Origin of the sequence: Mesorhizobium kowhaii (assembly GCF_003253745.1) — a bacterium.
Taxonomy (GTDB): Bacteria; Pseudomonadota; Alphaproteobacteria; order Rhizobiales; family Rhizobiaceae; genus Mesorhizobium; species Mesorhizobium kowhaii.
Genome location: NZ_MZXV01000072.1, coordinates 33,012 through 54,840 on the forward strand (window position 1 = coordinate 33,012; position 21,829 = coordinate 54,840).

18 protein-coding genes, 7 pseudogenes and 1 riboswitch are annotated in these 21,829 nt (G+C 60.0%); of the genes and pseudogenes, 16 read left to right on the plus strand and 9 right to left on the minus strand.

Going from position 1 to position 21,829, the window contains the following annotated elements; all coding sequences use genetic code 11:
* Positions 1-8: 8 nt before the first annotated feature.
* A pseudogene (locus B5V02_RS32530) lies at positions 9-344 on the minus strand (carbonic anhydrase family protein); the annotation flags it as partial.
* A 90-nt stretch (positions 345-434) separates the two neighbouring features.
* Between B5V02_RS32530 and B5V02_RS32535 the strand changes: the two are divergent.
* Complete coding sequence (locus B5V02_RS32535) at positions 435-950, plus strand: helix-turn-helix domain-containing protein (RefSeq protein ID WP_111548102.1); 516 nt, start codon at positions 435-437, stop codon at positions 948-950.
* A gap of 85 nt (positions 951-1,035) precedes the next feature.
* Positions 1,036-1,260, plus strand: coding sequence for an IS3 family transposase (locus B5V02_RS42825; RefSeq protein ID WP_425374441.1), 225 nt, complete (start codon positions 1,036-1,038; stop codon positions 1,258-1,260).
* On the opposite strand, the gene B5V02_RS42830 is transcribed toward B5V02_RS42825, so the two are convergent.
* The 5 genes from B5V02_RS42830 to B5V02_RS32560 form a co-directional block, all read right to left on the minus strand.
* A complete protein-coding gene (locus B5V02_RS42830; protein ID WP_167458763.1) occupies positions 1,180-1,653 on the minus strand; it encodes a hypothetical protein in 474 nt (157 codons plus the stop codon). The genes B5V02_RS42825 and B5V02_RS42830 overlap by 81 nt on opposite strands.
* Before the next feature lie 221 nt (positions 1,654-1,874).
* On the minus strand, positions 1,875-2,081 hold the full coding sequence (locus tag B5V02_RS40915) for a hypothetical protein (protein WP_167458764.1): 207 nt from the start codon (positions 2,079-2,081) through the stop codon (positions 1,875-1,877).
* A gap of 69 nt (positions 2,082-2,150) precedes the next feature.
* Positions 2,151-2,756: a BRCT domain-containing protein gene (locus B5V02_RS32550; RefSeq protein WP_245446335.1), complete on the minus strand. Its 606-nt coding sequence runs from the start codon at positions 2,754-2,756 to the stop codon at positions 2,151-2,153.
* Between the two features lie 75 nt (positions 2,757-2,831).
* Positions 2,832-3,698, minus strand: a complete 867-nt coding sequence (locus B5V02_RS32555; protein WP_208647172.1) for a thermonuclease family protein — start codon at positions 3,696-3,698, stop codon at positions 2,832-2,834.
* Positions 3,699-3,710: 12 nt separating this feature from the next.
* Positions 3,711-4,121 carry an excalibur calcium-binding domain-containing protein gene (locus B5V02_RS32560; RefSeq protein WP_245446336.1) on the minus strand — a complete coding sequence of 137 codons (411 nt, stop codon included), beginning with the start codon at positions 4,119-4,121 and terminating at the stop codon, positions 3,711-3,713.
* Positions 4,122-4,243: 122 nt separating this feature from the next.
* Between B5V02_RS32560 and B5V02_RS42030 the strand changes: the two are divergent.
* The 6 genes and pseudogenes from B5V02_RS42030 (at position 4,244) to B5V02_RS32595 (ending at position 9,514) form a co-directional block, all read left to right on the plus strand.
* A pseudogene (locus B5V02_RS42030) lies at positions 4,244-5,041 on the plus strand (S1/P1 nuclease).
* Positions 5,042-5,252: 211 nt separating this feature from the next.
* Positions 5,253-6,340, plus strand: a pseudogene (locus B5V02_RS32575) (IS30 family transposase); the annotation flags it as partial.
* A gap of 230 nt (positions 6,341-6,570) precedes the next feature.
* Positions 6,571-7,146, plus strand: a complete 576-nt coding sequence (locus B5V02_RS32580) for a hypothetical protein (protein ID WP_111548106.1) — start codon at positions 6,571-6,573, stop codon at positions 7,144-7,146.
* A gap of 7 nt (positions 7,147-7,153) precedes the next feature.
* Entirely contained in the window at positions 7,154-7,369 is a 216-nt protein-coding gene (locus tag B5V02_RS32585) for a hypothetical protein (protein WP_245446337.1), read from the plus strand.
* A gap of 186 nt (positions 7,370-7,555) precedes the next feature.
* Positions 7,556-8,739: pseudogene (gene groL / locus B5V02_RS32590) on the plus strand (chaperonin GroEL); the annotation flags it as partial.
* Between the two features lie 313 nt (positions 8,740-9,052).
* Positions 9,053-9,514: a phasin gene (locus B5V02_RS32595; protein WP_111548107.1), complete on the plus strand. Its 462-nt coding sequence runs from the start codon at positions 9,053-9,055 to the stop codon at positions 9,512-9,514.
* A gap of 287 nt (positions 9,515-9,801) precedes the next feature.
* Here B5V02_RS32595 and B5V02_RS32600 read toward each other — a convergent pair whose 3' ends face one another.
* The 3 genes and pseudogenes from B5V02_RS32600 to B5V02_RS32610 all read right to left on the minus strand — a co-directional run bounded on the left by B5V02_RS32600 (position 9,802) and on the right by B5V02_RS32610 (position 12,622).
* The gene (locus B5V02_RS32600; RefSeq protein ID WP_425374442.1) at positions 9,802-10,542 is read right to left on the minus strand and encodes an O-antigen ligase family protein; all 741 of its coding nucleotides are present in this window, start codon (positions 10,540-10,542) and stop codon (positions 9,802-9,804) included.
* 9 nt (positions 10,543-10,551) lie between these two features.
* Positions 10,552-10,809: pseudogene (locus B5V02_RS42835) on the minus strand (hypothetical protein); the annotation flags it as partial.
* Between the two features lie 646 nt (positions 10,810-11,455).
* On the minus strand, positions 11,456-12,622 hold the full coding sequence (locus tag B5V02_RS32610) for a porin (RefSeq protein ID WP_111548108.1): 1,167 nt from the start codon (positions 12,620-12,622) through the stop codon (positions 11,456-11,458).
* 641 nt (positions 12,623-13,263) lie between these two features.
* Here B5V02_RS32610 and B5V02_RS32615 point away from each other — a divergent pair.
* From B5V02_RS32615 to B5V02_RS32660, 8 genes and pseudogenes are all read left to right on the plus strand, one after another.
* A pseudogene (locus B5V02_RS32615) lies at positions 13,264-13,834 on the plus strand (histidine phosphatase family protein).
* Between the two features lie 407 nt (positions 13,835-14,241).
* A pseudogene (hemN, locus tag B5V02_RS32625) lies at positions 14,242-15,642 on the plus strand (oxygen-independent coproporphyrinogen III oxidase).
* A gap of 476 nt (positions 15,643-16,118) precedes the next feature.
* A riboswitch (TPP riboswitch) is annotated at positions 16,119-16,235 on the plus strand.
* A gap of 105 nt (positions 16,236-16,340) precedes the next feature.
* A complete protein-coding gene (thiC, locus tag B5V02_RS32635) occupies positions 16,341-18,176 on the plus strand; it encodes a phosphomethylpyrimidine synthase ThiC (protein ID WP_111548144.1) in 1,836 nt (611 codons plus the stop codon).
* Positions 18,173-19,174 carry a glycine oxidase ThiO gene (gene thiO, locus B5V02_RS32640; RefSeq protein ID WP_111548110.1) on the plus strand — a complete coding sequence of 334 codons (1,002 nt, stop codon included), beginning with the start codon at positions 18,173-18,175 and terminating at the stop codon, positions 19,172-19,174. Before thiC ends, thiO begins: the two co-directional genes overlap by 4 nt.
* Positions 19,143-19,340, plus strand: coding sequence for a sulfur carrier protein ThiS (thiS, locus tag B5V02_RS32645; protein ID WP_111548111.1), 198 nt, complete (start codon positions 19,143-19,145; stop codon positions 19,338-19,340). The genes thiO and thiS overlap by 32 nt, the downstream gene beginning before the upstream one ends.
* 3 nt (positions 19,341-19,343) lie before the next feature.
* Positions 19,344-20,117 (plus strand): thiazole synthase, encoded by a 774-nt coding sequence (locus B5V02_RS32650; protein WP_111548112.1) that lies wholly within the window; start codon positions 19,344-19,346, stop codon positions 20,115-20,117.
* Entirely contained in the window at positions 20,114-20,719 is a 606-nt protein-coding gene (locus B5V02_RS32655) for a thiamine phosphate synthase (RefSeq protein ID WP_111548113.1), read from the plus strand. Before B5V02_RS32650 ends, B5V02_RS32655 begins: the two co-directional genes overlap by 4 nt.
* Complete coding sequence (locus tag B5V02_RS32660; protein ID WP_111548114.1) at positions 20,710-21,471, plus strand: hydroxymethylpyrimidine/phosphomethylpyrimidine kinase; 762 nt, start codon at positions 20,710-20,712, stop codon at positions 21,469-21,471. The genes B5V02_RS32655 and B5V02_RS32660 overlap by 10 nt, the downstream gene beginning before the upstream one ends.
* Positions 21,472-21,829: the final 358 nt, after the last annotated feature.

Consider the following 21,829-nt stretch of genomic DNA (forward strand, 5'->3'; position numbering starts at 1 on the left):
AACGTCTGTCAGCTCGTCGTCAGGATGAAACGGCGGTTCGGCGCCAGGACCGGCCGCGCATTCATCCGGTAAGCGCGGTGAACTTGTCGATGTCGGCGGCGCCAACCTGCAGCGGCTCGCGTGCCACCATCCAGTCGACGATCTCCGAGCATGGCGGCGTCGTCGTCAGCGAGCCCTCGTAGCTCCCAATAGGCCAGCGAGGCGGGTAGGAGACCGTTCGGATCCACATCCTCAACCAAGGCCTCGGCGACAGCCTTAGCCGGGAAAGCTGCCGCGAGGCTTGCAAGTGCCTCGTTTTTCGCACCCGGTGTCAGGAAGACGCCAAGCACGCCGAGCCCGCTCGAACTCGCTTGCTTTGGAGAAGGGAGGTTGCTCGTCAGCTGTTCCGACTTCCTGAAGGTTGAGCACCGTCGCTGAACAAAGAAGCCCCGACAATGAACTGGCCCACGAAAGTTGGAACAACCTTCGGGGTTTTGTCCAGACACAGTGCGAGTTTCAAGCGATCAGTTGTCGATAAGTATCTGAGCGGAGATGAAAGCTACGCGAGTGCGGCGTCGGACCATGGAGTTGACGCGGCGACTGTTCGCAAGTGGGTGGCCTTGTACCAGGTGCATGGCGATGCCGGGCTGTTGGGCAAGTATGGTCGTTACGACGCGGCTTTCAAGCTGTCAGTGCTGGAGCGGATGTGGGAGGACGGTCTGTCGCATCGCCAGACGGCGGCGCTGTTCAATATCCGCAATGCCGGTTGCCTGACGGGCTGGGAGAAGCGCTATCATGCGGGCGGGATAGAGGCGCTCGGCCCGCGCCCCAGAGGACAACCCATGTCAAAGCCGCCGGCCCCCGCAGTGCCTGTTGCAGCCAGTGACGAGGCCAAAAGCCGTGAAGAACTGCTGGCCGAGCTGAAGCAACTGCGGATGGAGAACGCCTACCTAAAAAACTGGAGGACTTAACGCGGGAACACGCGCCCAAAAAGCGCAAGCCGTCCAGGCGTTAAGGCCGCTGCATCCGCTTGAGGGACTACTCGAACTGGCGAAGCTGCCGCGCAGCACGTTCTATTACAGGCAAAAGGCGGCCTCGCGCCCGGACCGCCATGCGGCGCTGAAGGAGGCGATCAAGGCTATCTTCGACAGCCACAAAGGCCGCTACGGCTATCGCCGGGTGACCGCGCAACTGCGCCGGCTAGGCCGGCGCGTCACTTCGCAAGACCGCGGTTGCGCTGATGGCACTCGGAAAGAACCATTTCTTCGGCGTCCGGGATAGTCGCTTCCAACTGCAGGTCATAGCGCGCGCCTCGTAACCGGGGTAACCCAGCGCCACGGCCGCACAGGTGTTGCGGAACACCTGTTTCTCCTCGGTTTGGCTTACTTCCAACCATTCGCGGACCACACGCGAGCAATCCGCTTTGGCCGCTACGTCTCTCCCTTTGAAGCCAATAGTTGGCTCTTCCCTGCAGACAGCGAAAGCGGACATCTGGCCGAGCAGAAGGACGATCGGGATGTTCTTGGCAAGTGGGGCAATGACCTGCGGCAGACATTCAGGACGCTTGCGACGGCTGCTGGCGTCTCGGAGTTCGACGCGCGTCTGCTCATGAACCACGCCATCCCAGGCGTGAACGCCGGGTACATTTCGAGGCACAAGCTGCTCGAGGATCACCAACGCATCCAACAACAAGCTATAAGCGCGACGATGTTTGGCGCTCTAGGCAACCTAATTGCCAAGGATGATGCAGTCCGCTCGTGGCTCGGCCCGTGTGCAACGCGACGGGCAATTCAGGTCGCTATGCGAAACGATGGCGAAGCTCTACGCGACGAGTATAGGAGCGTTGTCTTCGTTCGCAGCGCGGATCCGTCGCCTCCACCCACATTGGGGATATGTCAGTTTGGTGCCTTGAAACCGGCAGCTACCCCCATGACCAGGGCCATGGCCCCGGCAATCGCCATTGGCACTCCAAGGATCAGCTCGGCCGTTTCAATGTTAGGACGAACCGGCAGGTAAAGCCCTGTGCTGCACCAAGGGCTTTTGCCGGCGAGATCAAACCCCAGTAGACAAGGCAAATCATCGTGCCAGGACCAAAAGGCCATCCACGGCACCGAGAAGGGCCACCACAGCCGAGAGAACCCTCGTCTAAGGCTCATGCCGTGAACTGCCGCTCAGAGAAAGCTACCCCAATGGCTCTCGGCGACAATCGAGATTGGCAATCCTTGGTCGCGCCAGTCGGTCGCCTTGACGATCTTGTCGCCAAATGACGAATGTTTCCACGATTCGGTGGCATAGGCCCCTATCACCAAAACCTCTGTCTTCTGGCTCAGACCTCCCGTGAAGCCACCGCGATCTGCAATGGCTTGTTCGCAGTGTTTTCGCTGACCGAAATTGAATGTGCCTGTGAAGCAGTATAGCCGGCCGGCGAAGGTCAAAGTTGGGGCCGGCCTGCAGAGTGGCAGCGTTGTCGGCTTTAGCACTTCCCCAAGTTCGAAATCACGATTCGAAAAGCTGTTTAGCGTGTCCAAGAGTTCGGCGTGTTCATTCGAATCGAGCACTCCGTCTGCGAGGATATCGTTGATGCGCCCATACAAGGTTCGGATGAGTGGCTGATTGCTGATCTCCGCATTCGCCGCCAACCATTTTTGAAGGAATTCGACCTCGGCCTTGTTGATGGTTCCATCCGCGGCCAGGCCGCGCGCAAGTCCGATGAGTTCGTCGACTTGACGCGATGAGATGCGATCACCGCCAACGCGATTGTAAAATTTGTCGTCCACTAGGACCTCCCTCTTCCAAGAAACCGAAGCTGCGGAACGCGGGCCGATTTCCATTTAACCTCCCACTCAAATTATTCAGTCGGCCAAAATTCCACGGCCGTTTGTCGTTGTGTAACAGAGCGTTTCGCATGCAACGCCGTCGCCATCACGATCCAACTTGCGGCCCCATGGGCAATTGCTGAGATACCATTGGGCTTCGTCGCAGGAGCCGATTTGCGAGCAAGTCCGCCGCGGCTGACATGAGTAGCTTTGCGCTACCTGCCGGCGGCTGATGATGCCGAGAGGTTGACTGACGGCTGGCTGCTGACTGTCCGCATGCTCAGCACGCCAATCCCATGGCTTCTGAAACGTTCCGACCCACAGGCCGACCTTCGCCTTCTCGGCTTTGGTTTGCTGCGCTGCATACGCGCCGTGGCTGTAGCGAAACCAATCGAGCGCTTGGCCGTGCTCGACCATCCAGGCTGCGACTCCTGCGCCGTCGGCGCGCCGGCACTCGCCGACAAAACGGCCGTAACGGTCCCAGGTGACGAAGCTGCAATGCACTGGCCTCGAGGCCGCCAGGAACTTATCCAGTGCTTCGGCGGCTTGGCGCCCGCAGGCATATTCGAAGCCCTTGGCGTCATCGCAATACTGCCGGCTTTCTGGCGCGTCGATTCCGTTAAAGCGGATCCGCTGTCCGTGAATTTCGATCGTGTCGCCATCGATCACCGACGCAACACCGGCGATCGGCGCCGGGCTCGGGCCGGTCCAGTTCGCCAGATTGAGCTCAGGCATGCGGTCGCCATGCTGCATGACGAACTGCGTTGCGTAGGCCGCCATCGCAGCCACGGTTGCGATAATCAGCCGCTTTGGAATGCCCGCCAATTTGCGTACTCGCCGCTGCTTGGCGCCAGTCCGTTTGCGCCATTGGGCAGATCGATTGTCGTAGCGAGAGCTGTCCAACGTCCGCCGCCCCTACTCGCATCCGACGCCGTCGTGATCGCGGTCCAGCTTGTTGGGATCACCGTTGGTGATCTTCACCGGGCCAACCACGACAGCATTGTTTCCCTTGCCGCCTGCGCAATCCAAATCACCGCCGCCCGGCCGTGACGATTGCGTCGGTGCTGCCGACACCCCTCGATACCTATTGACGACTGCCGCAGCGCGCACGCCGTCGCCCTCGATATGCGTGTTCCGACTGTTCGGATTGAACGGGTCGACTGTTTGGAGGAGCAGATTTGCATGGCCGCGTCGCCGGCCGCGAGTGTCACCGTGTCGTAATGGTTCAAGTAGTCGGCTGCGCAGCCCGAGAAGAGCACTGCGCACAACACGCACGAAAATTCGCGCACGCCCATGAATGAATTTCCCCAACCCAGGAAAGATCATGCGCTATTTGGGTTTTGTTGTCGAATCCAGAAGAGGTTCGACCTTCCGTGAAGGCACCATTGCCGTCATGCCGCGTCGTCTACAGTTGATAGATCAGAAAAGTCGGCTTCGGGGAGGAATACATGCGTGGTGCGCTCGTCTTTGGTTCCGTTCTTTCGTTGATCCTGTCATCAGCGCCTGCGCTGGCCTGGTGGGACGGCGGGCACATGCAGGTCGCCGCCGTGGCCTACTCTAAACTGACGCCGCAGCCGAAAGCCAAGGTCGATGCACTGATCAAGCTGAACCCCGACTATCCGAGCTGGATCGCCGGCGTGCCCGATGACAAGAAGGCGCAATACGCCTTCGTTCATGCGGCCGTTTGGGCGGATGACATCAAAGACTCTGCCCACGGCTACACCAAGGACGACGACACGCCGACGGCGCAGAACATCGGCTACGCAGACAAAAACATGCACCGCTACTGACATTTCAAGGACATCAGATTTTCGACCGACGGGACGCAATTCTCCGATGCCGATCCGATCAATGCCGTTTCGCAGATGAAGCTGTTCATCGCGGCGCTGCCGGCGACGTCGGCCGCGACAGACGACGTTCGCTCCTACGACATGGTTTGGCTGCTGCATCTCATTGGAGACATTCACCAGCCGTTGCACGCGACGGAGCGAATTTCTGCAATCAACACAGATGGCGACCGCGGCGGCAACGAAGTTACCGTGATGCCGGCGACCGGCGAAACGATCGACCTTCACGCCTATTGGGATCGAATGTGCGGAGGCTACGTTTCGGTGTCGGGTGCCATCTTCGATGCCAATGACAAGGCCGGCATTTCGAAGCTTCAGGTCGACAGCGCAAAGGCCAAGGTGCTGGACCCAGATGCTTGGACCCAAGAGAGCTTTGTGCTCGGCAAGAAGTTCGCTTAATCCTTGGGACTCTGGCCATGGCCCGATGGGCCAGAGAGCGAGCGAACAAAGCTACCGTCTTTCCCTTCGGATGCAGCCTGCTGCTGTTCTCAACCAACCATGTATCAGCCAATGGCACCTCTTGCCGAACGATTCTATCTGGCTTCGGCCTTGCGGTCTAATCAGGCTTCACGCGAAAGCTACTAGCTTCCGGCCTCTGTAGAGACGCGCTCGCATTCAGGGCCTTTCGAGACGCGAGATCGGACGCCAACTTGGCCGATCCGCCTCGACCATCTCCCGCGAGCTACGACGCAATGCCGCGACGCGCAGCGGTGCCTGGAGTATCGTGCATCGACAGCCCAATGGCACGCGGAGCGATCGGCCCGTCGGCCCAAACCGACCAAGCTTGCGCTCAACACGACCTTGCGCACTTATGTGGAGCAGAGACTGGCCGGCGTCGTCATGACCCCGAGCGGCGCTCCCGTTCCTGGTCCCGCCGTTTCGTGGAAGGGCCGCCGGCATGGCCCGCGAAAGAATCGGCGATGGGCCAAGGCCTGGAGCCCGGAACAGATTGCCCGACGCTTGCCGATCGACTTCCCGGACGACAAGACGATGCGCATCAGCCACGAAGCCATCTATCAGGCCCTTTTTGTTCAGGGCCGGGGAGCGCTACGCCGCGAACTGTCGGCCTGCTTGAGAACGGGGCGCGTGTTGCGGGTCCCCAGGGCGCGCGTACGCGGGCGAGGCAAGAGCTTTGTCTCGCCGGAGATTATGATCAGTCAACGCCCCGCCGAAGCGGTCGATCGCGCGGTGCCGGGTCACTGGGAGGGAGACCTCATCCTTGGTCTTGGCAGTTCGGCGATCGGCACGCTGGTTGAGCGTACGACACGCTTCACGATGTTGCTGCATATTCCCCGACTTGCGGGGCATGGCGAAGCTCCGCGCATGAAGAATGGCCCTGCTCTCGCAGGACACGGAGCTGAAGCCGTGCGTGACGCGATTACGCGCACCATCATCACCTTGCCCGAAGAGTTGCGTCGTTCGCTGACCTGGGATCAGGGAGCCGAAATGGCTCAGCATGATCGTCTCAAGATCGACGGGGGTGTCCAAGTCTACTTCTGCGATCCGCAAAGCCCATGGCAGCGTGGCACCAACGAGAACACCAATGGACTGCTGCGTCAGTACTTCCCGAAAGGCACCGACCTGAGCGTCCACAGCGCCGACGAGATCGCCGCCGTGGCCGCGGCCCTCAATGCCCGACCGAGAAAAACTCTGGGCTGGAAAACACCGGCAGAGGCGCTTGACGAGTTGCTGTCGTGAGTGAACACAATTGGTGTTGCGACGACCGCTTGAATCCGCCTTCTACCCCGCGTTCGAAGTGGTGCCCGAAACCGACAGTTTGGAAGGCTTCGCCAAGCCGACATGGCTGACCTATAAGGTGCTGGCAGTATCCATCTTATTTTGATGGATACGCTTAGGAGGATTGAATCAACCATCCAACTGCAAGTATGTATGAAATAATTTCCTTATCAAACATAACGAGGGATAGCATGATTATCGGTGACGCACTTTTCCGCAACAACGATTTGGACAATTACCTACGGGCTCAGGTTGGCGCGGTTGACGAGCACGTGCGCAAGACCGTCACCAAAGCGGACTTAGGGAAGACCGATTCCGAGATCGCCCAGCAGCATCTGCCAGGTGCTCGGGTCGAACCACTGCGGGTAGACTTCGAAAATCCCCAAAAGGACGTGAGCGAGGCCCGTGTGCGTGTCCATGACGTTTTTGATGGTGCAGTCACGATCGACGGAGTTCGCGCGACCCGCAGCTTCGCATTCACGGGCGATCCAAATCTCTTTTCGCTCAAGACCAATCCCTATTCGAGTGTATTGCCCCATGGTCTCGTCAGAGGCAACCGCATCGTCATCGGCATGGAAGGGCGCAACGACGCGGAGACGTTGAAACGCGAGATCGATCGCCAAGAGCAAACCCTGCGCGAGTATGTCGAACGCTCAAAAGCACAGGTCGATTCGCATAACGCTAAATTAGAGGCCCTGCTAATTGAGGCCATTGCGCGCCGACGGAAAGCTCTCGTCGGCATCGACGCCCTCAAAGACCGTATTTAGGAGAAGCATGAAACAGTTGGCCGAGAACAGGCGACCGGCCGGACTGAGGCGGGAAGTGCGAAGCCACGACGGCGTTGTTGAAAATTGGGAACTCTTAACTGAAGACGAGGCGATAGAAGCCGCGATCGACAAGCACGGCAAGGACCCTACTACGTCGGTTGCCTATTGCGCCATGGAAGTGTCTGGCAATGCCGATGATCCAGAAGGTTCGATCTGTTTCTGAGACTTTCCAAAAAGGATCATATCGGGTGGGCTTAGCGTAAACGGCGATGACAGAAAACACATACCCGGGAGAGCTCGCCTCCCCGCATCAGATCCATGCACTGGCGGAAGAATACCGAAAGGGGGCACACCTGCTCCTTCCGCTCGGCAGACCCGGAAAACCGCTCACCAGAGCTCCGTTTAGATTATCGGCCAGATGATCGCGGAAGCGATGCAGAAGGTCGGCAACGAAGGTGTCATCACGGTTGAAGAAGCCAAGACCGCCGAGACCGAACTCGAAGTCGTCGAAGGCATGCAGTTCGACCGCGGCTACCTCAGCCCCTACTTCGTCACCAACGCCGACAAGATGGTCGCCGAGCTCGAGGACGTCTACATTCTCCTGCACGAGAAGAAGCTCTCCAACCTGCAGGCCATGCTGCCGATCCTCGAGGCTGTCGTGCAGACCTCGAAGCCGTTGGTCATCATCTCGGAAGATGTCGAAGGCGAGGCTCTGGCCACGCTCGTCGTCAACAAGCTGCGTGGCGGCCTGAAGATCGCCGCCGTCAAGGCGCCGGGCTTCGGTGATCGCCGCAAGGCCATGCTGGAAGACATCGCCATCCTCACCGGTGGCCAGGTCATCTCGGAAGACCTCGGCATCAAGCTCGAGAACGTCGGCCTCAACATGCTCGGCCGCGCCAAGAAGGTGTCGATCTCCAAGGAGAACACCACCATCGTCGACGGCGCCGGCAAGAAGGCCGAGATCCAGGGCCGCGTCGCCCAGATCAAGCAGCAGATCGAAGAGACCACCTCGGACTACGACAAGGAGAAGCTGCAGGAACGTCTCGCCAAGCTGGCGGGCGGCGTTGCGGTGATCCGCGTCGGCGGCGCGACCGAAGTGGAAGTCAAGGAAAAGAAGGACCGCGTCGATGACGCCCTCAACGCGACCCGTGCGGCCGTTGAAGAAGGCATCGTTCCCGGCGGCGGCGTCGCCCTGCTGCGCGCTTCGGCCAACATCAAGGCCACCGGCGTCAATGCCGACCAGGCTGCTGGCATCAACATCGTGCGCCGCGCGCTGCAGGCTCCGGCTCGTCAGATCGCGTCGAACGCCGGTGCGAAGCATCGATCGTTGCCGGCAAGATCCTCGAGAACAAGGGCGCGACCTTCGGCTACAACGCCCAGACCGGCGAGTATGGCGACATGATCGCCATGGGTATCGTCGATCCGGTCAAGGTCGTGCGCACGGCTCTCCAGGACGCTGCCTCGGTCGCCGGCCTGCTGGTCACCACCGAAGCCATGATCGCGGAGGCTCCGAAGAAGGAGTCGGCTGGCGGCGGCATGCCTGGCGGCATGGGCGGCGGCGGCATGGGTGGTATGAGCGGTATGGGTTTCTAAGGCCCACGCATCTCAACAATCTCGAAAGGGCGGCAGCAATGCCGCCCTTTTCTTTGGCGCAAATCCGGTCTGGAAAAGTTCGGCGCTCGCGAAATTTTGGATCGACGGTCGCTATCGGCGTTAGCCGATGTCAAAGGAGTTTCGGAGGAGAAATCGGAAGAGACGATGACGGCAATCGCTGACCCCTATTCGCGCAGGACCGGGCGCAGCCTGCTCGCGCAAATTCATGTCAGTTTCATAAATCCGTTGCGGCGATCTCGTAGATGAGGGAGGCGGCTTTGCTTTGCGGCCGCCCCTGGAAAAGGATGGAACAATGTCCAAGATCACCGGCAAGACTGAAACGATCGAAAACGTCGAATTCCCTACCTTCGACCCATCCAAGGCTGCTGAGCAAGTCCGCGCTGTCGCGGATCAGAGCGTTGAGCAGTCGAAAGAAGTATTTTCCAAATTGAGCTCGGACGCCGAAACGGCTCAAAAGGCTTTCGAGTCGACATTTGAAATGGCCAAAACCACCAGCAACGAGATGCTTCTGAAGACGATTGCGGCTCTGCAAGCCAATGCCGAAGCCGGCTTCACGCACCTCGAAGCGCTGGTTGCCGTGAAGACGCCGTCCGAATTCTTCGAACTGCAGACCGCCTTCCTGCGCAAACAGATCGAGAAGTCCGCCGAGCAGGCCAAGGGCGTCCAGGCATTGATGTTGAGAGCTAGCGAGGACGTGTCAAAACCGATCAAGGATGCCTTTGAAAAGGCTTTGAAGGTACGCAAGGCCGCTTGATTGCTTCAAGCAATCCGGGACAGACGGTCAATACCTCGTCGAACGTCTCATTGGCTCATTGGGCAAGACCGGCACCTCGCGCCGGTCTTTTCCCATCTGATCGGATATCTTTTTCCTTTGTCTGCCCGACTGGGTCGGTTTGACACGGTAGCCACTGACCGAGACCACAGCGTCAATGGTTTGTGTAAGCGGCGACCGTGTTCTTGCCGCGCGGGTGCGGCGGTCTCGCCACCACTGAGAAGCGCGCCGGCAGCTTCGACCCACAATTTCGGCCGCAGGCTCAGGCCTTACGGAGACGCACCAACGGGAACAAACAGCTTGTCGCCATTGTGGTCGACTTCTACCTGCTCTGGCTTTTGGCTCATGCGCTCCCCGATCCCGCGATGAAAGATGATGGCGTTCATATAGGCGAAGGTCATCGCGAGCGCGGCGGTTCGCAACGGGTAGTCGACAAGAGAATGCACGAGCAAGAACACAACAGAAAGAAACGCCGCCTTCTGAAAGGAGTACTGGCGAATTCTAGCAAACGCAAACAAGATAAGGCATAGGTACAAATCCACTAAGATGGCTGCGATCACTCCACCGTCGAAAGTAATTTCGAGATACTCGTTGTGGGCATGGTTTGCATATGCGCGGAATATCATCCCTTCTTTTTCGTATATTTGGTAGGCCTTCTGAAAATTTCCAAATCCGACTCCGGTAACCCAATTCTCTTTTATTCCATCCATGGTCGTACGGGCAAACTCCGCGCGTCCGAACGCAGGATCTATCTCCCTTGCATCGATGGTCGTCCATGCCCCTATCGTGTAGACGGAGAGCCCAACGAACAGGACGAATGCGCTAAAGCCACTTATTCTCGAGCGAACACTGATCCGGGGATTGTTTGGGTTGTCGTTCGAGACAAGGCAGCCGCCGCCGAGACAATTGCTACTATCTCGATCAGCGTATCGGTATACAGGCCGCTCGCCGTACCGCCGCCTATCAGCAGGGCAGTGGATAGGACCGCGCCGAGGAGATATTTGTCCCATTCCGACGGCCGCGCACTCAAGGTGAATCGAGGCGCATCTGAGCTGTCCGCTCTTCTCCATCACGATTATCGCTGTGCCGGTTTCGCCATATCCTATCGCAGCCATCCGCTGAATGCAGATATCGCCGTCGACTCGTACGTCGAATAGAACCGATCCTGCGGTCTTTTCCGCGGCGTCAGCCACGCGATCACCGAACGGTTGATGCACGCCCTCGCGATCGCCGAGTGACTGCTCAAACAACGCCAATTCAACATGAGCCGCCACCATAGCTGCGAAGGCGCGCGCCGGCTGGCGCAATCGGCAATAGGCCAGGGCTCATTATCCACACCCCAGCCGCCGCCCCACAGCCCGATGCGCCATCGCAGTCGCGCTCTTGGCCGGAGCTACCTTTGCTGGTCCGCTTCATACCCAAGCCCTTTGCTGCCCTCCCCGCCGGATGTTTTTCTCAAGAGCAACCTTGTCTTCGCTAAAGTAGCTGAAGTTAAATTTCGAACGTTTTGGCTTGCCGGAAATTAGGGTCTCCGTGGGTAAACCCGCATGGCTTTTGGGTGCAAGGAAGACTAATGCGTGGACGTGGATTGATTAGAGCGTTGCGCCAGGACGACGCTCGACAGGTGCGCGCGCGCATTGATGAAGCGCGACCAGAGCCAGCATGAGATTGGCAAGCGCCTCATGCGCCGTCCTCGACCCATTCGATGCCCCAAGAGGCGTCAGTCGTTTGTGGCCAGCCGGTACGACCACGAGTGTCGTCGAGGTCAGTAAGGCAACCACTGCCAATGCTTCCAACAGATTGTGACCGAGATAGCGCGCTTCACGATTGAAGATCATGTTTTCGGTGCACGAGCGTGTCTGCTCTCGGACCGCGGATGAATCGCGTGAAGCGGGCATATCGGAGATGCAGCTGTTCATTCCGTTAGAATGAGTGTTGGAAACGGAGGATGCCGCCGACGCCGTTCTTCTTGTCGGCGTCAGTCCAGTTCAACTTTGAAGGGTCGACCATGCCGACGCCGAGGTTGCCGTAGTCGTCATAGTCTAGTTCGGCTGTGACCGTGAAACCTGGAACGACCGTATAGGCGATGTTTGCAGCCACACCATAGTTCTTGAGCTGATCACCCGAGATCTGAAGATTAAACGAGGTTTTCTCGTTGAATTTGTAAGTAGCACCGGCCCCGAAAGCCCAATTGCCGCCCCAGATTTTGTAGAAGCCGCGACCATGAGCGTCGATTGCGTTGGTGGCATCATCGTTGAGCTTGCCATTGGAGCCGTAGCCGAACATTCCGAAGAGCGACAGTTCGTTGGTGACGTTGACATCGACGCGGACCTTGCCGGCCACCGATTCATAGTTGCTGTCATAACCGACAACGCCGGTTATCGCGCCCCAGCCTTGTGTGTATTTCACGCCGCCCACTACGTGCGGAACATAGCTGTCGATAGTGCCGACTACGCCCGAGCCTTCTTCGAGTGAAACCATAGCCGAAAGGCCGTTACTCGCGTCGAAGTAGTACTGAAACACATTTGTATCGAAATATCCATATCGAACAAGACTTTGATTGAGTACTTTTCCGGCGTACCCAATATATGTATCGAAGGCTGACCAATCCTTACCAACTCGGAAGCCACCAAGATGAATCCAGGCGGAAGTCAACGTGACGCCTCTGTTGACGGAATAGTTATGATGACTGTCCGGAACCGAATACGTGTTGCGATTTCCGAAGTTCATGCTGGTTTCGGTATAGGTCTTCAACGTGCCGAGTTCGGTCTCTTGCTGGGTCCAGGTTTCGAACGCAAAGCGCGTATTGCTTCGCCATGTACCTTGATCCACCCCAATCCTCGCATTCGAGGTTCTTGCGCGGTCATACGATCCCGTATCGCCAGCGCCGATGTCATAACCGACATAGCCGCCGATGCGCAGGCAGGTCCCGGTGCCAGGAATGTAGAAGTAGCCAGCGCCGTAGGCGTCGCAGATCTTGACGGATTCAACGGGTTCCGACTCAGCGACCGTCACCGCGTCGGCGGCGCCAGCACCGGAAACTGCGATCAAGGTCGCAACTGAGCCGAGAACAGGGGCCTTAACGCTCATTCTGGCACGCTGCGTCTCGACCCAGCCCTTCAGTCAAAGTCTTCAGTGGCCCGAGGGCATCCAGCATTTCTGAGCCAATCGCCATAGTCATCTCCGCTTGTTGTGGGGCAGACCGTCACAACGGTTCCAAAGTTGACTGAGCAAGTGACGTGCCATCCTGAAGACGTCGCTGCGCGCTGACATTCAGTTGGCCGGCGCACCTTAGTCGCGCTTCCTTCTTTTCTTAATTCGAGGGTCAGACTGAGCACGAAGCGGAAACGTTTCGGATATGGTTCGTTTGTTCGATACGCGACAATTTCGTTCGATGGCGACGGTTTTTGTCTGCTATGAAACCTCGAGATTGAGACATCATCCGGCGGCACCGTCTCGGTACGTCAGGCGAGACGCCCCACTGACGCCGACATATTCACGAGCGAAGGTCGGGCGTCCGGCTCTTGGAGCATGCCCAGGCCGTAAGCGTCATCGTCAGGGGCCACGCCTGGGCTCTGGCAAAGCTGGTCATGGTCCCGTGCGCCAGCTTGCCAATGCGGCTGTGTAAAAAAGGCGCCCGTGCAATGATATAGGGCGGCGTGTTGTCACTTCCTGTGTTCGATTAGCTCTGTTAGGTGCATCCGGAAGGATTTTGTCGGAGCACAACGGGCATGCCGACGGCCTTCTTTGTCACTCACCCAGAAGTTTCCGTCGATCCCGCCCTGCCGGTGCCAGCCTGGCGGCTTTCTGACCCGGTGTCGCTCGGATGAGGACTTTCGTAGGGAGTGCGTTGCTGTCCGACCTGACGTCGATATGGTCAAGCTCCGAGGCTAAAGCCATTGAAGCGGCCGGCCTGCTTGCCGCAGGATTTGGTTTGCCAGTCCAGTAGATGAGCACCTTGGCCAGAATGACCGCTCCGCGACAGGCTTCCTTCCACCTGCCGAGTTCGAACGGGTTGCTGACAGCTTCTTTGCCAATCCACATGAAAATGTCCGTGGATGGGAGCGTGCGGTCGATGCTCAAGAGCGCGTAGTGCGGGCCGTGTTACGCATTCTTGGGACTCATAGCGACGGCGACATTGCTTTCATCGCGCACGGCGGCGTCGGCACACTCCTCCTCTGCAAGCTGCTGGACGCGCCCATTCGCGCAGTCGGGATCAACCCTTCCAAGGACATTTCTTCGCGTTCGACTTGCCGGGCTAACAAGATAATCGACGAGTGGCGGCCGATCGCCGAGAGATAACCTTCAACTTTTCTCCTGAAAAATTGGCTAAGCCAGGTATCGCTACGCGACAGCGTCTTATGAGCCAGTCGGCGAGCAAAGCCCGATCCCAACGCCGTATCGTCTCCTAGGCACGCAATGCCGCGCGTCAGCAGCATCTCCTCGACCAGGCGCAGGCTGAAGGGAAAGCGACAGTAGAATCAAACGGTGTGGGCGATGATCGGCGGGAAAGCGATGGCGCTGTAGCTAACCGGCCAACTGTTCACCCCATTGCCACCAGCCAAGACTGACCGGCGGTTAACGCGACATCGCCCGCGTGGCGTTGGCGAAATACAAATTTCGCCCGAAGCAGAACGGACTGACATAGCGCAGAGACACAGGTGAGCGCGGCGGTATGGATGGTAGTTGTCACAATGGGAAGGTAACTGTTGCAGACCTCAATCCTGACAAAATATCGCGAGGCCCGCCTGCCTTGGTACACTATCTATCCGACTGTGCCGGAGGTCTCCGCGGCGGTCGGTGCCGACGCTTATGAGGGATGGCTCAGGGGCCTGCCGGCCGACGATCCGGTGTCGCTCTATCTCCACGTTCCGTTCTGCCGGTCGATGTGCTGGTATTGCGGCTTCCCTACCACCATCACCCGCCGGGATGCGCCGATCCTGAATTATCTGGCGGTGCTACGTGACGAGATCCGTTTGGTCTCGGAGCAAGCGCCGCGGGCACTGCCCGTGAGCGACGTGCATTTCGGCGGCGGAACGCCGACCCTCATCGGGCCAGCTGAGTTCCTCGCTCTGATGGACTTCCTGCGCGACCGCTTCGCGCTCAGGGAAACGGCTGCGGTTGCGGTCGAGATTGATCCATGCACCTTCACGGCCGAGATGGCCGAAGCCTTGGGAGCAGCCGGCGTGAACCGCGCAAGCCTCGGCGTGCAGAGCTTCGATCCCGTTGTTCAAAAAGCGGTCAACCGGGTGCAGAGTGAGACGCAAACGGCGACTGCCGTCGAAGGGCTGCGCCGGCATGGAGTAAGCCGCATCAATTTCGACCTGATCTTCGGTCTCCCGCATCAGACGGTGCAGTCCTGCGTCCAGACCGCGACGGCGGCGGTCGCCATGCGCCCCAACCGGCTTGCGGTGTTCGGCTATTCGCACGTTCCGTCGCTCATAAATAATCAGCGCCAAATCGAGGAGACAGCACTGCCGGACAGCGCTGCCCGCGCAGAACAGGCTGCGGCCGTGGCCGAGACGCTGGTTGCCGCCGGCTACCGAGAGATCGGGCTCGACCATTTCGCCCTGCCGGACGATGAGCTTACACTGGCGCAGAAAACCGGTCGCCTGCGGCGCAACTCGCGGGGTTACTCGGCCGACACCTGCAAAACCCTGATCGGTTTCGGCGCGTCGGCTATCGGCCGCGTCGGCGAAGGGTACGTCCAGAACGAGTTACACGGGATTCTTACACCCGGCACATCGCAGCTGGCCGTCTGGCGACGTCAAAGGGCTACCGTCTCACCGACGAAGACCGCGTGCGAGCCGCAATCATCGAGCGATTGATGTGCGATCTCGAGGCGGATGTGCCGGCAATCTGTGCCGCCTACGGATCTGACCCGATCCGTTTTCTCGATTCAGCTGAAGGCTTGGCGATGCTGGCCGAGGACGGGATAGTGGACATCGAAAAGGGTTTCATTCGCGTGCGGCAGGAGCATCGCTTTGTGATTCGCGCTGTTGCTGCCGCATTCGATGCATTTCTCGACCGGGTTGCCCCGTAAGCACAGCAAATCGGCAGGAGCGAAGGCCAAAGGGATTACCCTCGTCGCTAACGGCACGCTCCAGTAAGTCACAGCAAAAGCCTTGGGCAGCTTGGCGATGTTCTCGACGACCGTTCCGTGGCAGCGTGGTGGTCGCAATCCTTTCGAACGGGATCCTCCCGAAGAAACCGCCTTTCTGCAGCTCGATTCGGCAACAGGTGGCTGTCTTTATCGACATGCCGCGGCTGGCCAGTCTGCCTTTCCGTTTCCCTTCACTGGTGGTCATCTGTCAATCGCGCCCACGAAAAGGAATTCGCCGCTGACCAATGACGACGGCGGGTCGGATCGAGGCGATCTACGCGCGAACGTTTAGTGCCGATTGAAGGCGAGACCATCATAAGGATCGATCTTTAAGCCCCGAAGGTTTGGCGATCCCGGTATCCCTGCCCAGGTTTCCGGGGCGTGATTGTCGCCGACGCATGCGCGAGCTTTCTGCCCGGTGCCGCCGATCAACACCTCGGGCCGAAGTCGCTTGACAAAGTAGCGCCGGCCCATTCAATTCGACGCATTCACCAGGGGAGTCCCGGCAAGGGGCTGAGATACTGCTGGCTTTCGCGGCGCAGTGATCCGTTGAACCTGATCCAGTTCATACTGGCGTAGGGACGGTGCAAGCGCTTTGCGGGAGTTTACGCCCGACGCCCTGTTTCCGAGCAGGTAGACCAAAGCGTCTTTTCATCCTTCCGCCACAGAACTGGGTCTCCAATGCATGAGCAAAGGAGCCTCAAGATGAATGCCCTCACCCCCGCCGTCTCGACGGGACCGCTGCCCGCCTCACGCAAGATCCACAAGCCCGGAACCATCCACCCGCAGATCAGGGTGCCGATCCGCGAAATCTCCGTCCATCCGACGGCGGGCGAACCGCCTGTGACGGTCTACGATCCGTCCGGCCCCTATACCGACTCGACTGTCGAAACCAGCATCGAAAAAGGCCTCGCCCGGCTTCGCCATGAATGGATTACGGCGCGCGGCGATGTCGAAGCCTATGACGGCCGTCATGTCCGGCCGGAAGACAATGGATTCGCCGCTGGCGAGCGCCTGACACCGGAATTTCCCGTTCGCAACCGACCGCTCAGGGCAAAGGCCGGCAAGGCGGTGACTCAGCTTGCCTATGCGCGCGCCGGCATCATTACTCCTGAGATGGAGTTCGTCGCCATCCGCGAGAACCTCGGCCGCGAGGCCCTGCGCGGCAAGCTGCAACGCGACGGCGAGGCCTTCGGCGCCGAGATCCCCGACTTCGTCACGCCGGAATTCGTGCGCGACGAAGTGGCGCGCGGGCGGGCAATCATTCCCGCCAACATCAACCACCCGGAGAGCGAACCGATGATCATCGGTCGCAATTTCCTGGTGAAGATCAATGCCAATATCGGTAACTCGGCGGTCACCTCCTCGATGGCGGAAGAAGTCGAAAAAATGGTCTGGGCGATCCGCTGGGGCGCCGATACGGTGATGGATCTGTCGACCGGCCGCAACATCCACAACATCCGCGACTGGATCGTGCGCAATTCACCGGTGCCGATTGGCACAGTGCCGCTCTACCAGGCGCTCGAGAAGGTCGGCGGCATAGCCGAGGACCTGACCTGGGAGGTGTACCGCGACACGCTGATCGAACAGGCCGAACAGGGCGTCGACTATTTCACCATCCACGCCGGCGTGCGGCTGCACTACATCCCGCTGACCGTTAACCGGGTCACCGGTATCGTCTCCCGCGGCGGTTCGATCATGGCCAAATGGTGCCTGCACCATCATCGCGAAAGCTTCCTCTACGAGCATTTCGCGGAGATCTGCGACATCTGCCGCGCCTATGATGTGTCCTTCTCGCTCGGCGACGGCCTTCGTCCCGGCTCGATCGCCGATGCCAACGATGCGGCGCAATTTGCCGAGCTGGAAACGCTCGGCGAGCTGACGCAGATCGCCTGGGCGAAGGATTGCCAGGTGATGGTCGAGGGGCCCGGCCACGTGCCGATGCACAAGATCAAGGAGAACATGGACAAGCAGCTTGCCGTGTGCGGCGAGGCGCCGTTCTATACGCTTGGACCGCTGACGACCGACATTGCGCCGGGCTATGATCACATCACCTCAGGCATCGGTGCGGCAATGATCGGCTGGTTCGGTACGGCCATGCTCTGCTATGTCACGCCCAAGGAGCATCTCGGCCTTCCTGATCGCAACGACGTCAAGATCGGCGTGATCACCTACAAGATCGCCGCCCATGCGGCTGACCTGGCGAAGGGGCATCCGGCAGCGAAAGTCAGGGATGATGCCCTTTCCCGCGCGCGCTTCGAGTTCCGCTGGGAGGACCAGTTCAACCTGTCGCTCGATCCGGAAACCGCGCGGTCCTTCCACGACCAGACCTTGCCCAAGGAGGCGCACAAGCTGGCACATTTCTGCTCGATGTGCGGGCCGAAATTCTGCTCCATGCGTATCTCCCACGACATTCGCGCCGAGGCGCAGAAGGAGGGCATGGCGGCGATGGCGGCGAAATACCGCGAGGGCGGCGATCTCTACATGCCAGCTGACGCGAGCGGCGTGCCGCTGACGGCAGAGGCGCCCGAACCGTCATGAGGGTGCTGGTCAAAGGGGCCGGCGTCGCCGGCCTCACCGCAGCCTTCGAACTTGCCGCCCGCGGCGCGATGGTCACAGTCGCCGAGATCCGGCACGGCCTTGGTGGCAATGCGTCGTGGTTCGCCGGCGGCATGCTGGCGCCATGGTGCGAGCGTGAAAGCGCCGAGCAGCCGGTGCTGGATCTCGGACGCGACGCCGCCGACTGGTGGGATGCGGTACTGCCGGGCCAGGTGACACGGGCCGGAACACTGGTCATGGCTATGCCGCGTGACACTGGTGAGCTTGACCGGTTCGCCAGCCGCACGTCAGGGCATCGGCGTGTCGATGAAGATGAAATTGCGATCCTGGAGCCCGACCTCGCCGGTCGCTTCCGGCGCGGGTTGCTGTTTCCCGACGAGGCTCATCTCGACCCGCGCCGGGCGATGGCAGCACTTCATGACAGGCTCGCGGCCATGGGTGTCGAGTTCCGGTTCGGCGCCCACGCCCGGCAGGGTGCCGGTTTCGATCGCCGGATCGACTGCACGGCCATGGCCGCCGTCGATGACAGGCTGCGCGGCATTCGCGGCGAAATGCTGATCCTGCGCACGCCTGACATCTCGCTGTCGCGCCCGGTCAGGCTGCTGCATCCGCGCTTCCCGCTTTATGCGGTACCGCGTGCCGACACGCAGTTCATGATCGGCGCGACGATGATTGAAAGCCAGTCCGCCGGTCCGGTCACGGCGCGTTCCATGATGGAGCTGCTGGGTGCCGCCTATGCCCTCCATCCGGCCTTTGGCGAGGCCGAGATCGTTGAAACCGGTGTCGGCGTTCGCCCGGCCTTTCCCGACAACCTGCCGCGCGTCGAAACGAGCGGAGACACCGTCGCGATCAATGGGCTCTATCGCCACGGTTTTCTCCTCGCCCCCGCCATGGCGCGCCAGGCTGCCGACCTGGTTTTCAATCAAGAAGGAACTAAGGAACTTGCTCATGAAACTGATGGTCAACGGCGAAGCGCATGAGGTTGCCGCCACCACGCTGGCGGAGCTGCTTGCCGCGCTCGACTATGAGGGCGATTGGCTGGCAACGGCCGTCAACAACGATCTCGTGGACAAAGCCAACCGCGCGGAATTCCAGTTGAGCGACGGCGACCGGATCGAAATCCTCTCACCCATGCAGGGCGGTTAGACCATGTTCGATCTCCTTGGAACGACGCTCCCTTCCCGCCTGCTTCTCGGTACCGCTCAATATCCTTCGCCGGCCATCCTTGCCGATGCAGTCAAGGCGTCGGGCACGTCGGTGGTGACCGTCTCTTTGCGCCGTGAAATGGCGGGCGGTAGGGCCGGCGAACAATTCTGGTCGTTGGTCCGCTCGCTCGGCGTCAGAATCCTGCCCAACACTGCTGGCTGTCACTCCGTCAAGGAAGCGGTCACGACCGCCAAAATGGCGCGCGAGGTCTTCGGCACCAACTGGATCAAGCTCGAAGTGATCGGCAACCACGATACGCTACAGCCGGACGTGTTCGGCCTGGTCGAAGCCGCCCGCATCCTGTGCGAGGACGGTTTTGCGGTATTTCCCTATACCACCGACGACCTTGTTGTCGCCGAGCGGCTGCTGGAGGCGGGCTGCAAGGTCCTGATGCCGTGGTGCGCACCGATCGGTTCCGCCCTCGGGCCGGTCAACATCATGGCACTGCGTTCGATGCGCGGACACTTCCCGGATGTCCCGCTGATTGTGGATGCGGGGCTCGGACGGCCGTCGCACGCGGCAACCGTTATGGAACTCGGCTTTGACGCCGTGCTCCTGAACACGGCGGTCGCCAGGGCGGCTGATCCGGTCGGCATGGCGCGTGCGTTCGGCAAGGCTGTCGAGGCCGGCCGTGAAGCTTACAGCTCGGGAATGCTCGAACCGCGCGACGTCGCTGTGCCATCGACGCCGACAATTGGCAGGGCCGTCTTTTCATGAAGCTCGATCCCTTCTACCTGATCGTCGACAGCGCTGCCTGGATCGAACGGCTGGTCCCACTCGGCGTCAAGCTGGTTCAGCTTCGCATCAAGACCATGGATGAGGCCGGGTTGCGCGCGGAGATCCGCAAGGCAAAGGCCTTGTGCGCCCAGCACCGCTGCCAGCTCATCGTCAACGACCACTGGCGCCTGGCAATCGAGGAAGGCTGCGACTTCGTCCACCTTGGCCAGGAGGATTTGCAGACCGCCGATCGTTCGCGGATTCGGGTAGCCGGCGTGAGGCTCGGACTGAGCACGCATGATCATATCGAACTGGAAACGGCGATGGCCGCCGAGCCCGACTACATCGCGCTCGGCCCCATCTACCCGACCATCCTGAAGAAGATGAAATGGGCCCCGCAAGGCGTCGAACGGATCAACGAGTGGAAGCGTCGGGTAGCACCGGTTCCTCTGGTCGCCATTGGTGGCCTCAACCCGGACAGGCTCGACGGCGCCTTTGCGGCCGGTGCGGACAGCGCGGCGGTGGTCACCGACATCACATTGAATGCCGATCCCCAAGCGCGCACGAGAGAATGGATCAAAAAGACAGACCGATGGCGCTGAGGCGAGACCCTTATGTGCTTGTCGTCGGTGGCTCGGACTCCAGCGGGGGTGCCGGAATTGCGCGCGATATCGAGACGATCGCTTCCATAGGCGTGCGAACCTGCCTAGCTGTCACCGCGCTAACGGTGCAGACGCACGAAGCCGTCATGGAAATCCATCATTCGCAACCCAGTCTGGTGGCCGATCAGATGCGCGCCGCGCTGCAGGCCAACGAGGTGGCGGCCATCAAGATCGGCATGCTCGCAACTGCCGAGATCATCGTTGCCGTTGCCGGCGTGCTGCGCGAAAATCCGCAGGTGCCGGCAATCCTCGACCCCGTGCTCGCCTCGACCTCAGGCCGGGCGCTGCTGGAAGCAGGTGCCATCGCCGTCATGAAGCGCAATCTGATGCCGCTTTGCCGTCTCGTCACGCCCAACCTGGTCGAGTTGGCGCTCTTGGTTGGCTCGGAACTGGCAGTGGATGAAGACAGCGCGAAGTGGCAAGGCCAGGAATTGCTGAACACCGGAGCGCAGGCCCTGCTGATCAAGGGCGGCCATGCATCGGGACCTCGATCAACCGATATTCTGTTGCGCTCCGATCACGAACCAGTCCGCTTCGACACACCGCGTCTGGCTACGTCGATCCGCGGGACGGGATGCATGCTGGCCAGTGCGATTGCGGCGCATATGGCGAAAGCGAGCTCACTCGAAGACAGCGTGCGCGAAGGCAAGCTGTTTGTTTTCGAGACGCTGAAGGAGAATGCGGCCGCGTGACAGCGACCGCTTCATGTGCGCCACTTTGCGGTCCGTTTGGTCATACCGCCAGTATAGACTCCAAGCGCTGACACTCATGGACGGCCTTCGGACGGGGTTCCTTGCGTCGACGACCTCTCGTCACTGAAGGTTGAACTCTCGTCCGCAGGAGGGATCGCGAAGGTTCATGCGCGCTGTAACAAGCGAGATCCACGTCCGACCAAAATTGTCGAAGCCGGTCCGATGCGAGCCGGTGGTCGCCGCGATCAGATGGCCGGTATATTAAGCGCTTGTCGATTTGGCCGCCGTCTTACCGCTGCTCGCCACCTGATCAACACCTCGCCATTCGCGTGCAGCGTTGCAACAGATCCTTCAAAGA

Bases quoted from the DNA above. Each gene is read 5' to 3' on its own strand.
- B5V02_RS32535 (WP_111548102.1), top strand. From the start codon at position 435: ATGAACTGGCCCACGAAAGTTGGAACAACCTTCGGGGTTTTGTCCAGA.
- B5V02_RS40915 (WP_167458764.1), bottom strand. From the start codon at position 2,081: ATGGCCTTTTGGTCCTGGCACGATGATTTGCCTTGTCTACTGGGGTTT.
- B5V02_RS32560 (WP_245446336.1), bottom strand. From the start codon at position 4,121: ATGATCTTTCCTGGGTTGGGGAAATTCATTCATGGGCGTGCGCGAATT.
- B5V02_RS32580 (WP_111548106.1), top strand. From the start codon at position 6,571: ATGATTATCGGTGACGCACTTTTCCGCAACAACGATTTGGACAATTAC.
- B5V02_RS32585 (WP_245446337.1), top strand. From the start codon at position 7,154: ATGAAACAGTTGGCCGAGAACAGGCGACCGGCCGGACTGAGGCGGGAA.
- B5V02_RS32595 (WP_111548107.1), top strand. From the start codon at position 9,053: ATGTCCAAGATCACCGGCAAGACTGAAACGATCGAAAACGTCGAATTC.
- B5V02_RS32600 (WP_425374442.1), bottom strand. From the start codon at position 10,542: ATGGGACAAATATCTCCTCGGCGCGGTCCTATCCACTGCCCTGCTGAT.
- B5V02_RS32610 (WP_111548108.1), bottom strand. From the start codon at position 12,622: ATGAGCGTTAAGGCCCCTGTTCTCGGCTCAGTTGCGACCTTGATCGCA.
- thiC (WP_111548144.1), top strand. From the start codon at position 16,341: ATGAATGCCCTCACCCCCGCCGTCTCGACGGGACCGCTGCCCGCCTCA.
- thiO (WP_111548110.1), top strand. From the start codon at position 18,173: ATGAGGGTGCTGGTCAAAGGGGCCGGCGTCGCCGGCCTCACCGCAGCC.
- thiS (WP_111548111.1), top strand. From the start codon at position 19,143: ATGAAACTGATGGTCAACGGCGAAGCGCATGAGGTTGCCGCCACCACG.
- B5V02_RS32650 (WP_111548112.1), top strand. From the start codon at position 19,344: ATGTTCGATCTCCTTGGAACGACGCTCCCTTCCCGCCTGCTTCTCGGT.
- B5V02_RS32655 (WP_111548113.1), top strand. From the start codon at position 20,114: ATGAAGCTCGATCCCTTCTACCTGATCGTCGACAGCGCTGCCTGGATC.
- B5V02_RS32660 (WP_111548114.1), top strand. From the start codon at position 20,710: ATGGCGCTGAGGCGAGACCCTTATGTGCTTGTCGTCGGTGGCTCGGAC.